This window comes from Sporosarcina sp. P34 (genome assembly GCF_002743375.1).
Classification (GTDB): Bacteria; Bacillota; Bacilli; order Bacillales_A; family Planococcaceae; genus Sporosarcina.
In genome coordinates, this window is sequence record NZ_PDZC01000001.1 from 491,133 (window position 1) to 509,916 (window position 18,784).

19 protein-coding genes are annotated in these 18,784 nt (G+C 41.6%); 18 read left to right on the top strand and 1 reads right to left on the bottom strand.

Annotated elements, in window-relative coordinates:
* The first annotated feature begins 86 nt into the window (after positions 1–86).
* The 16 genes from CSV63_RS02475 (at position 87) to recO (ending at position 15,555) form a co-directional block, all read left to right on the top strand.
* Complete coding sequence (locus CSV63_RS02475; protein ID WP_099626500.1) at positions 87–1,382, top strand: hypothetical protein; 1,296 nt, start codon at positions 87–89, stop codon at positions 1,380–1,382.
* 611 nt (positions 1,383–1,993) lie between these two features.
* Positions 1,994–3,352 (top strand): tRNA (N(6)-L-threonylcarbamoyladenosine(37)-C(2))-methylthiotransferase MtaB, encoded by a 1,359-nt coding sequence (gene mtaB / locus CSV63_RS02480; protein ID WP_099694393.1) that lies wholly within the window; start codon positions 1,994–1,996, stop codon positions 3,350–3,352.
* 94 nt (positions 3,353–3,446) lie between these two features.
* On the top strand, positions 3,447–4,118 hold the full coding sequence (gene deoC, locus CSV63_RS02485) for a deoxyribose-phosphate aldolase (protein WP_099694639.1): 672 nt from the start codon (positions 3,447–3,449) through the stop codon (positions 4,116–4,118).
* Between the two features lie 144 nt (positions 4,119–4,262).
* Positions 4,263–4,436 carry a 30S ribosomal protein S21 gene (gene rpsU, locus CSV63_RS02490; RefSeq protein WP_029054680.1) on the top strand — a complete coding sequence of 58 codons (174 nt, stop codon included), beginning with the start codon at positions 4,263–4,265 and terminating at the stop codon, positions 4,434–4,436.
* Positions 4,437–5,125: 689 nt separating this feature from the next.
* On the top strand, positions 5,126–6,460 hold the full coding sequence (locus tag CSV63_RS02495; protein ID WP_099694394.1) for an NfeD family protein: 1,335 nt from the start codon (positions 5,126–5,128) through the stop codon (positions 6,458–6,460).
* Complete coding sequence (gene floA, locus CSV63_RS02500) at positions 6,460–7,455, top strand: flotillin-like protein FloA (RefSeq protein ID WP_099694640.1); 996 nt, start codon at positions 6,460–6,462, stop codon at positions 7,453–7,455. The genes CSV63_RS02495 and floA overlap by 1 nt, the downstream gene beginning before the upstream one ends.
* A gap of 30 nt (positions 7,456–7,485) precedes the next feature.
* Positions 7,486–8,004 carry a hypothetical protein gene (locus CSV63_RS02505; RefSeq protein WP_099694395.1) on the top strand — a complete coding sequence of 173 codons (519 nt, stop codon included), beginning with the start codon at positions 7,486–7,488 and terminating at the stop codon, positions 8,002–8,004.
* A 47-nt stretch (positions 8,005–8,051) separates the two neighbouring features.
* Entirely contained in the window at positions 8,052–8,309 is a 258-nt protein-coding gene (locus tag CSV63_RS02510) for a YabP/YqfC family sporulation protein (RefSeq protein ID WP_099637309.1), read from the top strand.
* Positions 8,299–9,390, top strand: a complete 1,092-nt coding sequence (locus tag CSV63_RS02515; RefSeq protein ID WP_099694396.1) for a sporulation protein YqfD — start codon at positions 8,299–8,301, stop codon at positions 9,388–9,390. The genes CSV63_RS02510 and CSV63_RS02515 overlap by 11 nt, the downstream gene beginning before the upstream one ends.
* 5 nt (positions 9,391–9,395) lie before the next feature.
* The gene (locus CSV63_RS02520; protein ID WP_199203582.1) at positions 9,396–10,358 is read left to right on the top strand and encodes a PhoH family protein; all 963 of its coding nucleotides are present in this window, start codon (positions 9,396–9,398) and stop codon (positions 10,356–10,358) included.
* A gap of 79 nt (positions 10,359–10,437) precedes the next feature.
* Entirely contained in the window at positions 10,438–12,555 is a 2,118-nt protein-coding gene (locus CSV63_RS02525) for an HD family phosphohydrolase (RefSeq protein WP_099694398.1), read from the top strand.
* 15 nt (positions 12,556–12,570) lie between these two features.
* Entirely contained in the window at positions 12,571–13,044 is a 474-nt protein-coding gene (gene ybeY / locus CSV63_RS02530; protein WP_099694399.1) for an rRNA maturation RNase YbeY, read from the top strand.
* Between the two features lie 4 nt (positions 13,045–13,048).
* Complete coding sequence (locus CSV63_RS02535; protein WP_099694400.1) at positions 13,049–13,399, top strand: diacylglycerol kinase family protein; 351 nt, start codon at positions 13,049–13,051, stop codon at positions 13,397–13,399.
* Between the two features lie 28 nt (positions 13,400–13,427).
* Positions 13,428–13,841 carry a cytidine deaminase gene (locus CSV63_RS02540; RefSeq protein ID WP_099694401.1) on the top strand — a complete coding sequence of 138 codons (414 nt, stop codon included), beginning with the start codon at positions 13,428–13,430 and terminating at the stop codon, positions 13,839–13,841.
* The gene (gene era / locus CSV63_RS02545; protein ID WP_099694402.1) at positions 13,822–14,730 is read left to right on the top strand and encodes a GTPase Era; all 909 of its coding nucleotides are present in this window, start codon (positions 13,822–13,824) and stop codon (positions 14,728–14,730) included. Before CSV63_RS02540 ends, era begins: the two co-directional genes overlap by 20 nt.
* Before the next feature lie 30 nt (positions 14,731–14,760).
* The gene (gene recO / locus CSV63_RS02550; protein WP_099694403.1) at positions 14,761–15,555 is read left to right on the top strand and encodes a DNA repair protein RecO; all 795 of its coding nucleotides are present in this window, start codon (positions 14,761–14,763) and stop codon (positions 15,553–15,555) included.
* Positions 15,556–15,583: 28 nt separating this feature from the next.
* On the opposite strand, the gene CSV63_RS02555 is transcribed toward recO, so the two are convergent.
* A complete protein-coding gene (locus tag CSV63_RS02555; RefSeq protein ID WP_099694404.1) occupies positions 15,584–16,963 on the bottom strand; it encodes a glycine--tRNA ligase in 1,380 nt (459 codons plus the stop codon).
* Between the two features lie 314 nt (positions 16,964–17,277).
* Between CSV63_RS02555 and ccpN the strand changes: the two genes are divergently transcribed.
* Complete coding sequence (ccpN, locus tag CSV63_RS02560; protein ID WP_099630211.1) at positions 17,278–17,916, top strand: transcriptional regulator CcpN; 639 nt, start codon at positions 17,278–17,280, stop codon at positions 17,914–17,916.
* Between the two features lie 11 nt (positions 17,917–17,927).
* A complete protein-coding gene (locus CSV63_RS02565; protein WP_099694405.1) occupies positions 17,928–18,746 on the top strand; it encodes a pyruvate, water dikinase regulatory protein in 819 nt (272 codons plus the stop codon).
* The last annotated feature ends 38 nt before the right edge of the window (positions 18,747–18,784 follow it).

An 18,784-nucleotide genomic window follows, 5' to 3' on the forward strand; every position in this document is an offset into this window, starting at 1 on the left:
ATTTCGGCTGAAATTACGAAAAATTTCCTTCATTTGAAGCTTACCGATAGAATGGGCGTATTGGCGTTGAGAAAGTAGGTAATTGTATGTACAAAGTAGCGGTTGTTGGTCCGAATCAATCGGTCGACAGAATTCTAACGTTGGCAAGAGAGATTGAGGAGGAATTAGAGTTCGTTCCGTATATTTATTCGAAAACGAACGAAGTAAAAGACTTCGTACTGAATCCGGACATACCGGTGGACTTTTGGTTGTTTTCAGGCTATATCCCGTATCAAATTGCAGTCAATGCGACGGGGACGAACGAAACATTTGTGTTTATCGATTCAAGCGAATTGAGTATTTATAAGGGAATCTTGAAGCTTTCCAATGAGATTGGTAAAATTCCAGAACGGATTAGCGTAGATATGGTTTCGTCATATCATTTTGATGAAGAATTTACCCAGTTGGAAAAAGAGCTGGGGAAGGCATTTATTAAACAATTCGATGTGGAGATTAAGGCGGAAGAATTGTTTGATTTTCATTACGGGTTGTGGAAAAAGAATGAAATTGAAGTGGCGTTAACATGCTATCCGACTGTCTATGAATCCTTGCGGGAAGCAGGTGTACCGTCATATTGGCTATCACCTTCACGCAATGAAATCTATCAGACCATCCGGATGTTCTTCGAAAAGATTAAAACATCATACTACAAAGACACACAAACTAGTGTCAAAATGATTGAAATCGTGAAGTATGATGCGATAAAGGAAAAAATGAAGGAATCCTACCAACTGGAATATTTGGAGCTGCATTTAAAGAAAACACTTATCCAACTGTGTGAAACGTTGAATGGCTTGCTAATTGAACAAGGAAATGGACGGTATATGATCTTTAGTACAAGAGGAGCAGTGGAGCGGGAAATCGGAACACTGAAGGAAAAAGTGAATTATCTCTCGCTTGAAGCGGACTCGACTGTTGCAGTCGGAATTGGTTTTGGCCAAACTGTCTTTACAGCTGAGGTAAATGCAAAACGTGCCATTCGGGAGTCGAAGGATAAAGGGAAGCAAGAAATTGTCATTATTCAAGAAGATGGCACGATGATTGATGCAGTGGGGAAGGATGAAGAACTCTTTTATTCCTACCGTACGGACGATAATGAATTCGTGAAGAAACTACAAGAAGGAAAAATCAGTGTTAAGACATTTAAACGAATTGAGTCGCTCATTCGGAAAATGGATTGGGCCCATTTCACAACGAAGGATTTGGCGACCCACTTGAACATGAGTGAGCGTAATGCCCAGCGGATTGTTTCCGATTTGTGTAAAGTAGATTTAGCTGTATGCGTCGGGGAAGAATCCCATTATTCAAGGGGAAGACCGGTGAAAGTGTACCAGTTGACATGATTAACGTCACCATGTTCTAAAGGATAGCGTTAGAACGTGGTGACGTTGTTGGTTGCTACGCGCGCTTCGAATTCAAAGGAAAAAGCGTCCATGCAGCGGCCCGAAATAAGTTGATTCATTATTTATTCGATGGCAGGTCAGTCTTTTTTAGAGTAGTAGTCTGTGCGCAACACTACCTGGACAATCTTTTTCTATTCAAGATCATAGTTTTCAACGTCTATCCTCATCATTTTAAAAAACAGATACTCCATTGGATATGCTTTTAAGCTAAAATAGTATTGCACCCAAAATAGATTGTTCGTTAGTTATTGCAGTTTAAAGAAGAAAGGTCCTTTTAAAAGACAAAGCAGGAAGCGCACGTTAACATGCTCCCTGTTTTTTTGATTTGTTGAAAAAGGGCGATGTATTAGTCAATGAATCAATTTTTATGTATTAATTTGGGCTTGTTAAAAACATTCCTTTTCGTATCGACTAACAAGCAGGAATTTTTTGAAGTTTGCAGACCGTTTTTTCTTTCTAGTAAGGTTGCATTATGCCCCTTATGCACGATTGTGATATTATAGTTTAAGTCGTGTTTTTTATTGAGTGTAATGAAAGGATGAAAAATAAATATGAGTAACAATGAGCTTACGAAAACCGTAGCTTTTCATACGCTAGGTTGTAAAGTGAATCATTATGAAACAGAAGCTATTTGGCAACTGTTCCAAGAAGCAGACTATGAAAGAGCAGAGTTTGATCAGAATTCTGATGTCTATGTTATTAATACATGTACCGTTACGAATACCGGTGATAAAAAGAGCCGACAAGTGATCCGACGTGCTATTCGTAAAAATCCAGACGCAGTAATCTGTGTAACGGGTTGTTATGCGCAAACATCACCAGCAGAAATTATGGCGATTCCAGGTGTGGATATTGTGGTAGGTACACAAGATCGTTCAAAACTACTTGGGCTGATTGACCAATTCCGTGAAGAGCGCCAACCGATTAATGCGGTGCGCAACATTATGAAAAACCGTGTCTACGAAGAACTCGACGTACCGTCATTCACTGATCGCACACGTGCTTCGTTAAAAATACAAGAAGGTTGTAATAACTTCTGTACATTCTGTATCATTCCGTGGGCTAGAGGATTAATGCGCTCACGTGATCCTGAAGAAGTGATCCATCAAGCACAGCAACTTGTCGACGCAGGCTATCTTGAAATTGTCCTAACAGGTATTCATACAGGTGGTTACGGTGAAGATCTAAAAGGCTATAACTTAGCTCGTCTGTTACGTGACTTGGAACAGCAAGTAAAAGGATTGAAACGTTTACGTATTAGTTCAATCGAAGCGAGCCAATTAACAGATGAAGTAATCGACGTATTACGCGATTCTGATATTGTTGTACGCCACTTGCATATTCCTATTCAGTCAGGTTCAGATACTGTACTCAAACGTATGCGCCGTAAATACACAATGGAATTTTTCTCTGATCGTCTACAGCGTCTGAATGAAGCGTTGCCGGATCTCGCTATTACATCTGACGTCATCGTAGGTTTCCCGGGTGAAACGGAAGAGGAATTTATGGAAACCTATAACTTTATTCGTGACCATAAGTTTTCTGAACTCCATGTGTTCCCTTATTCGAAGAGAACTGGCACACCTGCTGCTCGAATGGAAGATCAAGTCGACGAAAATGTGAAAAACGAACGCGTCCACCGTTTATTAACATTGAACGATCAATTAGCAAAAAATTACGCTGCTCGTTTTGAAGGTGAAGTACTCGAAGTTATTCCGGAAGAAAGCTTTAAAGACGACGCGGATCAAAATCTCTATGTAGGCTATACAGATAATTATTTGAAAGTAGTCTTGCCGGCAGATGAAACGATGATCGGACAAATTGTAAAAGTGAAAATTACAAAAGCGGGCTATCCTTACAGTGAAGGTCAACCTGTTCGTGTACTTACAGAAGAAAAAATCATGGCTTAATATGGACCACCTGTAATGGGTGGTCTTTTTCGTGCAACAAAATGTAAGCTTTGTTATACTGAAAAAAACGGTACGTAAAAAAGGAGCGCTTTTATTGACTACAAACTATGCCGCTTATATCGATCATACGCTGTTAAAGGCAGAAGCAACAAAACAGCAAGTACTGGAATTGTGTGAAGAGGCTAAGAAATATACTTTCGCTTCGGTATGTGTTAATCCGACTTGGGTCAAAACAGCTGCAGAAGCTCTTCAAAACACGGAAGTAAAAGTATGCACTGTGATTGGCTTCCCTTTAGGTGCAAGCACATCTGAAGTGAAAGCGTTCGAGACAAAAGATGCGATTGCTAACGGGGCCACGGAAGTAGATATGGTCATCAATATTGGTGCATTACAAAGTGGATTGCTTGAACAAGTACAAAATGACATTGCAGCTGTTGTAGAAGCGGCAAAAGGTCAGGCTTTAGTAAAAGTGATAATTGAAACATCTTTGCTGGACGATATCCAAAAACGTACAGCATGTGAACTGGCAGTGCTCGCAGGAGCAGACTTCGTTAAAACATCGACTGGGTTCTCTACTGGCGGTGCAACTTCAGAAGACGTGAAGCTGATGCGTGCTGTAGTAGGACCGTCAATTGGAGTCAAGGCGAGTGGCGGTGTGCGCAGTGTAGAAGACGTAGATCGTATGATGGAGTCGGGTGCAACACGCATTGGTGCGAGTTCGGGTGTTTCCATCATGGAAGGCCTATCATCATCAGCCGATTATTGATCACTGCAATAGAGTAATTCGTAAAACTTCTCATGATATTCTAATAGTTTTTATTGACCAATCAGAAAATATACGATATAATTTTATAGTACATAGCAAAGTGCTATGTTTCGAAGTGTGTGTTTGGAGGGAGGGACAAGAGATATGACTAAGACAGTCGTTCGCAAAAATGAATCACTTGAAGACGCTCTTCGCCGCTTCAAACGTACTGTATCCAAGAGTGGTACAATACAAGAGAGTAGAAAGCGTGAATTCTATGATAAGCCAAGTGTAAAACGTAAAAAGAAATCAGAAGCTGCACGTAAGCGCAAGTTCTAATCTCTGCCTACATTGAATTTTGATATTACCTACTAATGTAATTTCTTATAAACCGAAAATCCTTCCATGGATTTTCGGTTTATTTTATTGTCTGGAATTAACTAAGCCATTTATAGGAGTAGTTGGCGAAAGTGTAGGGGTGGGGATTGGTACTTCGGAGGGGACGCTTTCCTGAGGGTTCGCGGCGAGCCAACCAGTCGCAAATGCAAAGATGTGCTCCTAACGCTTCGCTTTTACTCGCAAAAGCCGTTCTTCGTTACGGCTCTCGCTCTCTTTGGTTGTCTCGCCTGTCGAACTGATCCTTTGGGAGTCGCCCCTCCTACGCGGCAATCCCATACAATGTGAATGGATGATACTTTTTGATGTGCATTGAAATTATGTTCATAATCTATTTTGAACTTTAACTTAATTAAGTTTAGATACAAAAATACTTCACTTACTTGCTCCGATGAATATTCTAAGTATCTCCACTCCATCCCCTCATAGATACTAATTCAGTCTTCTAATTTAACCTTCATCCACTACAACTTTAAACAAGGCTTCAACTATTCTGCTTATTTTATCCATATACTAACGAGCTATGACACACAGCAAGAAAAACTTTTATTTAATTGCGATTAAATGAAACCAAATGCTTCTTCAAACGTAAATAGTAAGTATAATAGGCAGTAGAGAGAGGTGAGAAAATAATGTCTAAAATGATTAGGTCAGTTTTTCTGCTCATTTTATTCATCGGTACAATCGCGTTGCCTTTTATACACTCAGACGCAGCTGAAACAAAAGTATATCGCGTACCCCTTCACCAAGAAGTAGAAAAGGGGCTGCATGCCTTCCTACAGCGTTCATTCAAAGAAGCTAAAGCTGAAGGTGCAGAGACGATTGTGTTGGATATAGACACTCCTGGAGGGTTTGTAGACGCCGCTGATCAAATCGCCAAGCTGATGAAAACGACTGATGATGTAAAAATTATCGCTTTCATCAACGACCGAGCACTATCTGCGGGAGCTTTCCTTGCGCTCTATGCAGATGAAATCTACATGACACCAAACGGTTCAATCGGTGCTGCACAAGTCATCGATGGATCTGGAAATGCAGCAGAAACGAAAGCCAATAGTTATTGGTTGGCGCAAATGAAAAATGCCGCAAAGCACTCAGGCCGTGACCCACAATATGCACTTGCCATGGCAAATCCTGAAATCGATCTGCCAGACTTGCGTGCACAAAAAGGGGAACTTCTGACTCTTACTGCTGACGAAGCTGAACAAGTGAAGTACAGTGAAGGTACAGTGGCTACATTTGATGAGTTACTTAAGAAGCTAGATTTGGAAGGCGCGCAAGTTATTTCTACAACGGAAACGTTTGCAGAGAAAATGGCGCGATTCATCACCCACCCGGTCGTAGTACCGATTTTACTTTCTGTTGCAAGTCTCGGACTGATTGTTGAATTATATTCACCGGGCTTTGGTGTGCCGGGAAGCATGGGGTTAACCGCTCTGTTTTTATTCTTCTACGGACACACAGTAGCGGGTCTTGCAGGTTATGAAACATTGTTATTATTCCTGCTCGGCGTCGCCCTTATTATTGCCGAATTCTTTGTTGCAGGGGGGATAGCGGGTATCTTCGGAGTCTTGGCTATCATAGGAAGTATTTTAATGGCAGGCACAAACTTGGCATTCATGGCAATCTCGGTGCTAATTGCGATAGCCGTAGCATGTATAGGAGTAGTGGTTATTATGAAATTCTTCGGTAAAAAACTTCATCTGTTGAACAAAATCATTTTAATGGATACGATGGATACGGAAAGCGGTTACGTCTCCAACAAAAATCGTAATGAATTGTTGCAGAAAGTTGCTACAACCATTACACCACTTTATCCATCGGGTGTCGCCGAGTTGGACGGTGAACGAATCGATGTAGTATCAGAAGGTCGTTATATCGAGAGTGGTAAACAAGTAGTTGTCGTAGCAGTAGAAGGTTTCAGAATTGTAGTAAGAGAGAAGAAAGAGGAGGAACAAGGCTTATGATGGGACTAGGAACAATCGGACTGGTAGCTGCAGTCTTCATTATCATCATCGTACTGGCGGTATTCTTTACATTTGTGCCAGTCACACTATGGATTTCCGCAATGGCGGCAGGCGTACGGGTAAGTATCTTCACGTTAGTCGGTATGCGTTTACGTCGGGTTATCCCGAGCAGGGTAGTTAACCCGTTAATTAAAGCACATAAAGCGGGTCTAACAGTATCGATCAACCAGTTGGAAAGCCATTACTTAGCAGGTGGTAATGTTGACCGCGTTGTAAATGCATTGATTGCTGCGCAACGTGCGAACATCGACTTGACTTTCGAAAGAGCACAAGCGATTGACTTGGCAGGACGTGACGTTTTGGAAGCAGTTCAAATGTCCGTTAACCCGAAAGTAATCGAAACACCATTTATCGCAGGTGTTGCGATGAACGGTATCGAAGTGAAAGCGAAAGCTCGTATTACAGTCCGTGCAAACATCGACCGACTAGTCGGTGGAGCAGGTGAAGAAACAGTCGTTGCGCGTGTTGGTGAAGGTATCGTATCGACAATTGGTTCTTCTATCAGCCACGCAAAAGTACTGGAAAATCCGGATATGATTTCCCAAACTGTTCTAAAAAAAGGTTTGGATTCAGGTACAGCGTTTGAAATTCTCTCGATTGATATTGCTGACGTGGATATCGGTAAAAACATCGGAGCGGAACTTCAGACTGAACAAGCGATGGCAGATAAAAATATTGCCCAAGCAAAAGCGGAAGAACGCCGTGCGATGGCTGTTGCGAGTGAACAAGAGATGAAGGCAAAAACGCAGGAGATGCGCTCGAAAGTTGTGGGTGCGGAAGCCGAAGTACCTTTAGCTATGGCAGAAGCTTTGCGTTCAGGAAATATCGGAATCATGGATTATATGAATTATAAAAATATCCAAGCAGATACAAGCATGCGGGATTCTATCAGTAAAACAGGTTCGGATCAACAACCAAAGAAAGATCAATCATAACGAGATGAATTCCCGGGAAGGGGATGCATAATGGAACAACTGATAATTTTTGTCATTATGCTGGCTTTGGGTTCTCTATTCGGTAAAAAGAAAGACCAAGAGAAACCAGATGGAAAACCGAAGCGACCGCCTAGCCAGCAATGGCCAGCACAACCAACTCAACGTCAAATGAAGCAGAGAGAAACGCAGCGGACCTATGCAACTCCTGAAGAGAAGCCGCGTTCGTTGAAGGAATTATCTAGGAACCTATTCGAAGATATTCAAAAGGAATTCCAAGATCTCCAACAAGAAACGAAAGAACCTGAACAGCCTGTAAAGACGCAGGCGCCTCAGTCGGAAATTTTCTATGCAGAGCCTAAAAAGCCAGCTAAGTCTGCTTCTGCGTCACGTTCAGAACGTCAAACGGGAAGAGGTAGACTACATGGAGGGAAGATCATGTTAGAAGATGAACCCATCTTGCAGGAAGACTTAATTCCGAAAACTCCGCAGCAGATCATGCAAGGGATTGTCTATGCAGAAATTTTAGGTCCACCAAAATCAAAACGGTAATCATGCCGCCCCCTGTCTTTTCATAGGATGAGACAGGGGGTTTTTTCATGAAAAAATTATTCGCACTTCATCCATCCATTATTCTAGATGAATTCAACTCATTGCGGATTACCGGCAACTATCGCTTGCTTGCATTAAGCGAACAATCCGTATCCTTTCAAACGAATGACTATGTCATGACTGTCAAAGGAGAAGATGTAACAGTTCTAATGCTGACTGAACAACACGCCCATATATCGATCGACGAACTGCAGGAAGTAACGGTGCGTTTTACGCCTGAAGAAGGAAACAGCCATGAGTACTAAACGATTTGAAGTTCAGGTGAAAGATGTTCGTAACGGTTCTGTTTTTCTAAGTAGGTTACAAAGAGAGCATGTCAAGATCAGCAGCTTGTATGTCTCTGGAAGTGCAATGTTTTTTGAGACGGATTCAAAAGGAATTCAAATTATCCGTCGTTATAGAAGAAAATACCGTGTGAAAGTACAAATCAGGCGTAAAGGTCAGGATACAGTTCAGCATCGACTATTCGCATCTTCATTGTTCTTAATCGTCTGTGTCATCCCGCTAGTTGCATCATTGTTTCTGTGGAATATCACAGTGGAAAGTGATGTACCGGAAATTGCGCAACGAATGGAAAACAAGATGCAGAAAGCGCGAATTACAGCGCCTACTTTATTATCCAAATTACCGGAAGAAGATGAAATTCGTCGACTGCTGATGCAAGATGAACCCTCTCTATCGTGGATCCGGTTCTCAAAGACAGGTACTTCGTTAACTGTTTCACCGATGCTTGCTCCACTTTCCACTGAAGTGAAAGAAGAAGTGAAAGAAAAGCCCTCCCATCTAGTAGCAAAAACAGGAGGAGTCATTACACACTTTGCGTTAACGAGAGGAGAAAGAGCGAGTATCATTCATCAAACCGTAAAAAAAGGTGATATGCTAGCAACAGGTATTCTAGAACAAGGAGAGAAAACGACAGTAGTAGGGGCAGATGGAGAAGTCTTTGCTGACTACTGGTTAGAATGTCATTTTGAATTACCCCGGACGATTAGTTATTCGATTCAAGGAGAAGAAAATGTGAATATCAGTTGGCAAAAGCCATGGACAGGTAACCAGATAAAAGATATACGTTTTAGAAACCCTATTGTGATGGATAAGTTGAAAGAAACGCATATTCAGGAAGTGTTTTTGAAGAAAGGAATGGAAGAGACCATCATATTGCCGTTGATCAAGTATGATTTATTGTCAAAGAAAACAAATGAACGCATAATTAAAGAAGAAAACATTTTACATGTATCCTTTACTAATGATAAAGTGAGTGGGACTATACTATTTTTACTTAATGAAAACATTGCTGAAAAACGACCTATAACTCAAGGAGACTGAAAATATTGAGCGAACATTTACTTCAACTTCATATTGAAGAACCGAACGAAGCGATTATGCTTCTTGGCATTTCCGATCAGAACATGAATTTAATTGAAGAGGAATTGAAAGTTTCAATCCACACTAGAGGTGAAAATATCTCGATCAGTGGAGCAGAAGAACAAGCGGTAGCTGCGAAAACATTGCTCGAGCAGTTATTGAAAGTGATCCGTAAAGGTATTAATATTAATTTACGCGATGTGGCCACAGCGATAGAAATGGCGAGAAATGGCACGATTGAATATTTCTCTTCTTTATACGATGAAGAAATTGCACGCAATACAAAAGGGAAAGTTATTCGTGCAAAAACCATTGGACAAAGAGAATATGTCCAGGCAATTCGTTCAAGAGATCTAGTGTTTTGTATCGGACCTGCCGGAACAGGAAAGACGTATCTCGCTGTCGTGATGGCGGTGCAGGCAATGAAAACGGGTTCAGTAAAACGAATTGTGTTGACCCGACCTGCCGTTGAAGCTGGAGAGAGCTTAGGATTCCTTCCAGGCGACTTGAAAGAAAAAGTTGACCCGTACCTTCGTCCTCTTTACGACGCGTTACACGACGTGCTAGGAGCCGAACATACAGAACGTCTTATGGAACGTGGAGTCATTGAAATTGCACCACTTGCGTACATGCGTGGAAGAACGCTTGACGATGCATTCGTTATTTTAGACGAAGCACAAAACACCACGAAAGCTCAGATGAAAATGTTTTTGACTCGTCTCGGTTTTGGATCGAAAATGGTCATCACAGGTGATAAAACGCAAATTGATTTACCTCGTGGTGTAGATTCTGGTCTAAATGTTGCAGAACATATTTTGAAGAACGTGCAAGATATCCAATTCATGTATTTGGAACAAGGTGACGTAGTCCGACATCCGATTGTTGCGAAGATCATTGATGCATATGAGAAAGAGCAGTCAACTAATTAATTGACTGCTTTTTTTGAATGATGAATATACATAGTTACCCATTCATGTGCGGACCATTTGCCGAAAAGGAGGCAATTGCATGACAGCTTTAAAGGAACTATTTTCACAACTAAGAAAAGTGAAATTTACCTTTCTTTTGCTTCTTGTCGTCTCTCTTTCCAGTATCCCATTGTTTTTTCTAATGTATGGCAGTACACAAAACGAAACGTACGAAATTTCGGCTTTTGAAATTTCACCGAAAACTATACGTTCACCTAAAACAATAGAAGATATCGAAAAAACCGAACTTGAACGTGTACGGGCAGAACAGGCGGTACCTAATTCCTATCGTTTCTCAGAGGATGTTATGAAAAACCGCCAAGCGATCCTCGGTTCCATCTTTACTGCAGTCAGTGATGTCAAAGTCGAAGCGACAGAAGATCCTGATATGACGTCAAGTTCAAAAATGAAGCTACTTCAAGAGAAATTGGAAGGGCTGGAAAAAGAACAAACTTTATTACCCGTTACACATGATCAGCTTAAGCAGCTACTTACGGCTGAACAAAATGATCTAAATAATTTGCATGAATTACTGACACTTGTAGTGGGAAGAGAGTTATCAAAGCCGTTTAAAGCTGAACAAGTGCCGATTCATCGCTATGAAGTGGAGCGCAGAATTCGTGAAACTACTACCCTACCGAGAGATTTGCTTGATGTTGCGCTATCCCTCGGGCGAATGGCAGTGGTGGAAACAGAGGTTGTCGATGAAGAATTGACTGTTAAGAATCGGACGGATGCGCGAGCTTCAGTTGAAGCCATTCGTATTTTACAAGGACAAGTCATCGTACGTGAAGGACAGTTGATCGATCGTGATGTGTATCACCAGCTCAAGCTTTCTGGAGTCCTTACTAATCAGTCTTCACTTAAACCGATGTTCGGCATTATTTTGTTTATTTTGTTCGTATCAGGTTTGATTGCCATACACTTCGGCAAGTCCAAAAGAGATGAAGCATTCAAAAAGAAAGCACTAGTTATTTTCTATTGTATTTTACTACTATCCGTTGTTTTAATGAAAATCGTCGGCTATATCGATCGTGAGTTTGATGTCCTCATTGCGTTTTTATTTCCGACGGCTCTCGTGCCGATGTTGATCAAGCTATTAATTAACGAGCGTTCAGCAGTACTTGCGACGATTATTACGTCTGCGACAGCCGGTATCATGATGCAAGAAGGCTTGGCGGCAATTATGCAAATGGAAGTAGCGCTGTATATTCTATTCGGTGGGATTGTGAGTATTTATTTACTAAGTGAACATGGGAGACGCTCAACGATTCTACAGACAAGTCTCGGTGTGGCAGGATCAAACATGATGTTCATCATATTTTATTTATTGATGACACAGACTAGTTATACAACACCCGAGCTGATTTTCTATGCGGGGGCAGCCATCTCATCAGGTTTGTTGTCTGGGGCTTTGACGATGGGGTTATTGCCATTTTTCGAATCGAGTTTTCATTTGCTTTCTAATATGCGATTAGTGGAGCTCTCAAATCCTAATCATCCGCTCCTAAAGAAAATCTTAGTGGAGACGCCGGGAACCTATCATCACAGCATTATGGTTGCGAATATAGCGGATGCGGCGTGTGAGGCAATTGGAGCCAATGGGTTGCTCGCGCGTGTTGGCAGCTATTATCATGATATCGGGAAGACTATACACCCAGGATTCTTCATTGAAAATCAACATAATGGCCGTAATCTACATGATGCACTGACACCCGAGAAAAGTCGTGATATGATTATAGCCCACGCGGAAGATGGAGCGAAAATTTTGGAAAAGCACCGTATGCCAAAAGAGCTTATAGCTATTGCGAGACAGCACCATGGAACGAGTAGCGTCAGATTCTTTTATCTGAAAGCGAAAGAAACCAATCCAGTTGTGAAGGAAGACGATTTCCGTTATCCTGGACCAAAACCGCAAACGAAAGAAAATGCAGTGATCATGATTGCAGACAGTGTAGAAGCTGCGGTGCGTTCTATGAAAGAACCGACACCTGAAAAAATTGCCACGCTCGTCAACGCGATTGTGCGTGGGAAATTAGAAGATGATCAATTTGATGAATGTGATTTGTCGTTAAAAGAAATTAAACTAGTGAAACAAGCCATTAATGAAACGTTAAACGGGATCTTCCATAATCGGATTGAATATCCCGATAAGTAAAGGAGCAGAGCAACTATGATAGATTTTTATTTCGAAGATGAAACAGAAATCGTGGAACCGAGTTCGGAAGCTTTGATCAAGGATTTGTTGACTCACGCATCAAAAATGGAGAAAATGGAAGGTCTGTATGAGTTGTCTATTACGTTTATGGATGATGAATCCATTCAAGCTGTGAATGCTGAGTACAGAGGCAAAGACCGTCCAACCGACGTTATTTCATTTGCACTAGAAGAATTGTCGGAAGGAGAAGTGGCAATTGTTCAAGAAAGCGATATGCCTGTTGTACTGGGGGATATCGTGATTTCCATCGATACAGCAAAACGTCAGGCTCTTGAATACAATCACTCGTTCGAGCGGGAACTGGGATTTCTTGCATTACACGGATTCTTGCATTTACTCGGATATGACCATCTCGATGAAGAGGAAGAACGTGAAATGTTCGGTAGACAGACGGAAATTTTAACTGCATTCGGTTTGGAACGGCAGTGAGTCTATGCAGAAATTCTTGAAATCATTCATCTATGCGTGGGAAGGCATTAAAGACGGCTTTAGGCAAGGTCGGAATATGAAATCTCATGGTGTATCCGCAATGATCGTGTTGATTGCGGGTTGGTTCACCGGTCTGTCACAAACAGAATGGATGATTATTTTTATCGTCATTGCAGGAGTGATGGCGCTTGAATTAATGAATACAGCAGTGGAATATGTAGTGGATCTTGTCACAACGGAATTCCATCCACTAGCGAAAAAAGCAAAAGATATTGCAGCCGGATCCGTTTTCGTGTTTGCCATAGCCAGCGCGATTGTCGGCTGTATAATTTTCTTTCCAAAATGGTTTGGATAAATTGATCGAATGAAGGGATGGTATGTAGATGCAAGTAGAACAATTAATGAATGAAGCAAAGCAAGCGATGAAAACGGCCTATGTTCCCTATTCGAAATTTCCAGTAGGTGCTGCACTAGAGGCTAGTGACGGTACGATATATCGTGGATGCAATATTGAAAACTCTGCGTATGGTTTATCCAATTGTGCAGAGAGAACAGCTATTTTTAAAGCGGTATCTGAAGGTGTTACATCGTTCAAGTCAATCACAGTAATTGGCGATACGGAAGGTCCAATCGCGCCGTGCGGTTCTTGCCGCCAAGTCATTGCGGAATTTTGCGCACCGAACATGCCTGTATACTTGACGAATGTGAAAGGTGATATACACGAAACAACAGTAGACCAGCTATTGCCGGGTGCTTTTTCCAAGGAGGATTTAGATTATGCAGAAGAACAACTTTAAGTCAGGCTTCATTTCCATTATCGGACGTCCCAATGTAGGGAAATCTACATTTATTAACCGCATGGTCGGTCAAAAAATTGCGATTATGAGCGACAAGCCGCAAACTACACGAAATAAAGTCCAGGGAATTGTGACAACCGATACATCTCAGATGATTTTCATCGATACACCAGGTGTTCACAAACCGAAACACCGCCTAGGCGACTTCATGTTGAAAGTGACACGCAGTACGTTAAGCGAAGTCGACGTCATCATGTTTATGGTCAATGCGGATGAAAAAATCGGTACAGGTGATAGATATATTATGGAATGGCTCGAGAAATCCAAGACTCCTGTATTTTTGGTCATCAATAAAATCGATCTTGTGCATCCTGATCAATTATTCGAGATCATTACATCGTATACAAATGAAATGAACTTTGCGGAAGTAGTTCCAATCTCCGCGCTAAATGGTAACAATATTGAACGATTGGTGGAAACGCTAGAAAGTTATCTAGAAGAAGGCCCACAATTTTATGATGCAGAGCAAGTGACGGATCACCCAGAACGTTTCATCATTTCCGAAATGATTCGTGAAAAAGTGTTGCATACTACACGCGAAGAAATTCCGCACTCGATTGCGGTGGCGATTGAAAGCATCGAGCAAGACCCTGTAACTGACAAAACGCATATCCGCGCGACCATCATTGTGGAACGTGATTCACAAAAAGGGATTGTCATCGGTAAAGGTGGTAAGCTCTTAAAAGAAATCGGTGTGAAGGCAAGAAAAGATATCGAAATGTTGCTTGGACATAAAGTATATTTAGAGCTATGGGTGAAAGTCCAAAAAGACTGGCGTAACCGTCCAAGTCGTTTGAAAGAATTCGGATTTAACGAGGAAGACTACTAAGCTGTCTGTCCTGCTAAAGGAGAGAACGTGTTGCTGAATAAGTTGGAAGGCTACATTATCAAAAGTATCCCTTACGGAGAATCCAATAAAATCGTGACGATCTATACGAAAGAAGCGGGAAAGATCACGACGATGGCAAGAGGTGCGAAAAAGCCCGCGAGTCGCTTAGCGGCTATTACACAAACCTTTACGCACGGCTATTTTCTTGTTCGTGCAAGCAGGGGCATGGGATCGCTTGAGCAAGGCGAGCTTATCAGCAGCGTCCGTCACATTCGCTCTGATTTAGAGACGACTGCATATGCGGGTTTGATTGTAGAGTTGCTTGATCGCCTAACGGAATCTGAACAGCCGAATGCAAGCATATTTCGTTTGCTTGACGAGTCATTTCATGCTATGGAAGAAGGCTATGACGCAGAAGCCATCACACTGTTCGTTCAGTGGAAGATGCTGCCGGTTGCTGGAATACATCCTATACTTCACGAGTGTGCAAGTTGTGGCGCTACAGAAGGTGAATTCGCATTTTCTTTTCAGCAGATTGGTTTTCTCTGTCATCGCTGTTTTCATATCGATCCGTATATCATTCGGCTGTCACCTACACAAATTAAATTGATTCGAATGTTTTATAATGTTCCGCTAGATCAGATTGGTAAGCTGACGTTGAAGAAACAGACGAAAACATTTATGGCGAAGCTGGTTTCGACGATTTATCAAGAGCAAACCGGAATCTATTTAAAATCCAGAAAGTTCATTGAGCAATTGGAACGTACACCTGAATTGCAAAAACCAAAAGAACGAACTAAAGAAAGCCCAGAAGAGGAAGGCTGATGCCAACTTCTCCTGGGCTTTCCTATAATTAGAATTGTAGGTGTTTTTGGATATATGCTGTAACGTCTGCAATAGGCATACGTTCTTGTTCCATAGAATCACGGTGACGAACAGTCACTTGTTGGTCTTCTAGTGAATCAAAGTCAAATGTAATACAGAATGGAGTTCCGATTTCATCTTGACGACGGTAACGGCGTCCGATAGATTGGGAATCATCATATTGTACTGGGAAATGCTTTGAAAGCTCTGCATATACTTTTTCTGCATCGTCCGCAAGTTTTTTAGACAATGGAAGGACTGCTGCTTTGATTGGTGCTAATGCTGGGTGGAAACGAAGAACGGTACGTGTATCGCCGTCTTCAAGTTCCTCCGTATCAAATGCGTCACATAGGAAAGCCAACGTTACGCGGTCCGCACCAACGGAAGGCTCGATACAGTATGGTACGTATTTTTCATTCGTAATTGGATCTTGGTAATGGAAGTCCTCGCCTGAATATTCCATATGACGCTTCAAGTCGAAGTCGGTACGGTTAGCGATTCCCCATAGCTCTCCCCAGCCGAATGGGAATTTGTATTCGATGTCCACAGTTCCTTTAGAATAGTGGGATAGCTCATCTTCATTGTGTTCGCGAAGACGAATATTATCTTTCTTCAAACCAAGTTTCAATAATAATCCTTCAGACTGGTCAATCCAGTACTTATACCACTGCTCATCGTCGCCTGGCTTACAGAAGAATTCAAGTTCCATTTGTTCGAACTCACGAGTACGGAATGTGAAGTTACCTGGTGTGATTTCGTTACGGAAACTTTTTCCTACTTGTGCAATACCAAAAGGTACTTTCTTTCTCATAGAGCGTTGAACATTTTTGAAGTTCACGAAGATACCTTGTGCTGTTTCAGGACGTAGGAAGATTTGGTTAGCAGAAGAATCTGTTACACCTTGGCTTGTTTTGAACATTAAGTTGAATTGACGGATTTCAGTATAATCCAACGCATCACATGTAGGACATTTGATTTCGTGTTCTTGAATCAAATCGAACATTTTATCAAACGGAAGGCCATCAACGACCATTTCAATTCCCTTTGCATCCAAAGCTTCTTCAATTAATTTGTCTGCACGGTGGCGGGTTTTACATTTTTTACAATCGATCATCGGATCATTGAAGTTTCCAATATGACCGGATGCTTCCCAAACTTTTGGGTTCATTAAGATTGCGGAATCAAGACCTACGTTATAAGGTGATTCCTGGATGAATTTCTGCCACCAAGCACGCTTGATATTATTTTTTAGTTCGACACCTAGTGGACCGTAATCCCAAGTGTTCGCTAAACCGCCATAAATATCAGACCCTGGGAATACGAATCCCCGTTGTTTTGAAAGATTGACTACTTGTTCCATAGATAACATTCTAAACGCCTCCAATTAAAATAAGCACACGTCTCCGGACATAGATCATGTCCGGGGACGAGTGCATGATAACCCGCGGTTCCACCCCGATTGGTTTTTCAACCCACTTTCATAATGAATGTTTCAACTCCCGGCTGCCGTTTCGTGTAGGTACAGGCTTTCACTATCCCTGTTCGCTCAAAATATACACTACTTATTGACCGTTCTTCGTTTACTTGATTCAAAATTAGTTTAGCATGCTTCTCCTTTCTTCGCAATAGCGAGCGTGTTGATATATAATTAGACAGTAAATACAACTTTGAAGTCTGAAGGCGGTGACATGTTTGGAATTAAATACACGTCAGAATGAAATCCTCGACATCGTCAAAGGAAACGGTCCGATTACAGGAGAGCAAATTGCTGAACGTTTACATTTGGCACGCGCTACGATCCGACCAGATTTAGCAATCTTGACGATGGCTGGATTTTTGGATGCACGACCGCGTGTAGGTTATTTCTATTCTGGTAAGAAACCTATTAAATCCGTTGCGGATGGCATGGTGGATATGATTGTAGCTAATTATCAATCGAGGCCAGTCGTCATCACTGAAAATCTATCAGTATATGACGCGATTTGCCAACTGTTTTTAGAGGATGTTGGAACGCTATTCGTAGTGGACCAGCAGTCATTATTGACAGGCGTTGTATCACGTAAGGATCTGTTGAGAACGAGCATCGGAAGAACAGAACTAGAAAAGATACCCGTGCATGTCATTATGACAAGAATGCCGAATGTCACATATTGCAAAAAAGAAGATACACTCATTTCCGTTGCCAAAAAAATGATGGACAGCCAAATCGATTCATTACCTATAGTTCAAGAGCGTAAAAACGGACTTGAAGTTATGGGACGAGTGACAAAAACAAATATTACTGCCGCTTTTCTTTCATTAGTGGAAGATCAAGATGTGTGAGGAGTGACTACATGACAAAATTCACATTATTCATTGTCTCTGATTCCGTCGGGGAAACTGCAGGTCTTGTGACGAAAGCGGCTGCGAGTCAGTTTCGTCACGATTTAGAGACGGTTTCAATAAAAAGATTTTCATATATAGAAGAGAATTCACAATTAGAAGAAATTGTATTCTTGGCAAAGCAACAGCAAGCGTTGATTGTCTTTACTTTGGTCAAAAGCCAGATGAGGGAACAGCTATATGTCCTTTGTGAAGAATTGGAAGTTCCTTTCGTAGACTTACTCGGTCCATTGATTGAGAAGATGGGGAACCAATTGAAACAACAACCATTTGAAGAGCCGGGTCTTGTCAGGAAGTTGGATGACGACTATTTCAAAAAAATCGAAGCAATCGAGTTTGCAGTTCGCTATGATGACGGAAGAGACACGCGTGGCATATTGGAAGCAGACATGGTTCTAATCGGTGTGTCGCGAACATCCAAAACCCCATTATCTCAATATCTCGCGAATAAAGGTTTTAAAGTGGCCAATGTGCCCCTTATGCCAGAAGTAGACCCACCATCAGAACTTTTCTCCATTGACCCTACAAAGTGCTTTGGTCTATGTATTTCCATTGAGCAATTAAATTCGATTCGGAAATCTCGCTTGGAGGCATTAGGCTTGAAAGATGATGCAAACTATGCGAAAATAGCACGTATTCAACAGGAGATGGACTATTTCAATGAAATTACTACACGTGTCGGTTGTAAAGTCATCGATGTGACGAATCGCGCGGTAGAAGAGACAGCCAATACGATTCTAAAAGCATTTTCTGCAAGGAAGGCCAACTGAACGATTTAGTTGGGTCTTCTTTTTTCTGTGTGTCTCTA

Excerpts from the sequence above, each read along its gene's own strand:
- rpsU (WP_029054680.1), top strand. The coding sequence starts at position 4,263 with ATGACTAAGACAGTCGTTCGCAAAAATGAATCACTTGAAGACGCTCTT.
- CSV63_RS02540 (WP_099694401.1), top strand. The coding sequence starts at position 13,428 with ATGCAAGTAGAACAATTAATGAATGAAGCAAAGCAAGCGATGAAAACG.
- mtaB (WP_099694393.1), top strand. The coding sequence starts at position 1,994 with ATGAGTAACAATGAGCTTACGAAAACCGTAGCTTTTCATACGCTAGGT.
- CSV63_RS02555 (WP_099694404.1), bottom strand. The coding sequence starts at position 16,963 with ATGTTATCTATGGAACAAGTAGTCAATCTTTCAAAACAACGGGGATTC.
- floA (WP_099694640.1), top strand. The coding sequence starts at position 6,460 with ATGGGACTAGGAACAATCGGACTGGTAGCTGCAGTCTTCATTATCATC.
- CSV63_RS02535 (WP_099694400.1), top strand. The coding sequence starts at position 13,049 with ATGCAGAAATTCTTGAAATCATTCATCTATGCGTGGGAAGGCATTAAA.
- era (WP_099694402.1), top strand. The coding sequence starts at position 13,822 with ATGCAGAAGAACAACTTTAAGTCAGGCTTCATTTCCATTATCGGACGT.
- CSV63_RS02475 (WP_099626500.1), top strand. The coding sequence starts at position 87 with ATGTACAAAGTAGCGGTTGTTGGTCCGAATCAATCGGTCGACAGAATT.
- CSV63_RS02495 (WP_099694394.1), top strand. The coding sequence starts at position 5,126 with ATGTCTAAAATGATTAGGTCAGTTTTTCTGCTCATTTTATTCATCGGT.
- ybeY (WP_099694399.1), top strand. The coding sequence starts at position 12,571 with ATGATAGATTTTTATTTCGAAGATGAAACAGAAATCGTGGAACCGAGT.
- CSV63_RS02515 (WP_099694396.1), top strand. The coding sequence starts at position 8,299 with ATGAGTACTAAACGATTTGAAGTTCAGGTGAAAGATGTTCGTAACGGT.
- CSV63_RS02565 (WP_099694405.1), top strand. The coding sequence starts at position 17,928 with ATGACAAAATTCACATTATTCATTGTCTCTGATTCCGTCGGGGAAACT.
- CSV63_RS02510 (WP_099637309.1), top strand. The coding sequence starts at position 8,052 with ATGAAAAAATTATTCGCACTTCATCCATCCATTATTCTAGATGAATTC.
- CSV63_RS02525 (WP_099694398.1), top strand. The coding sequence starts at position 10,438 with ATGACAGCTTTAAAGGAACTATTTTCACAACTAAGAAAAGTGAAATTT.
- CSV63_RS02505 (WP_099694395.1), top strand. The coding sequence starts at position 7,486 with ATGGAACAACTGATAATTTTTGTCATTATGCTGGCTTTGGGTTCTCTA.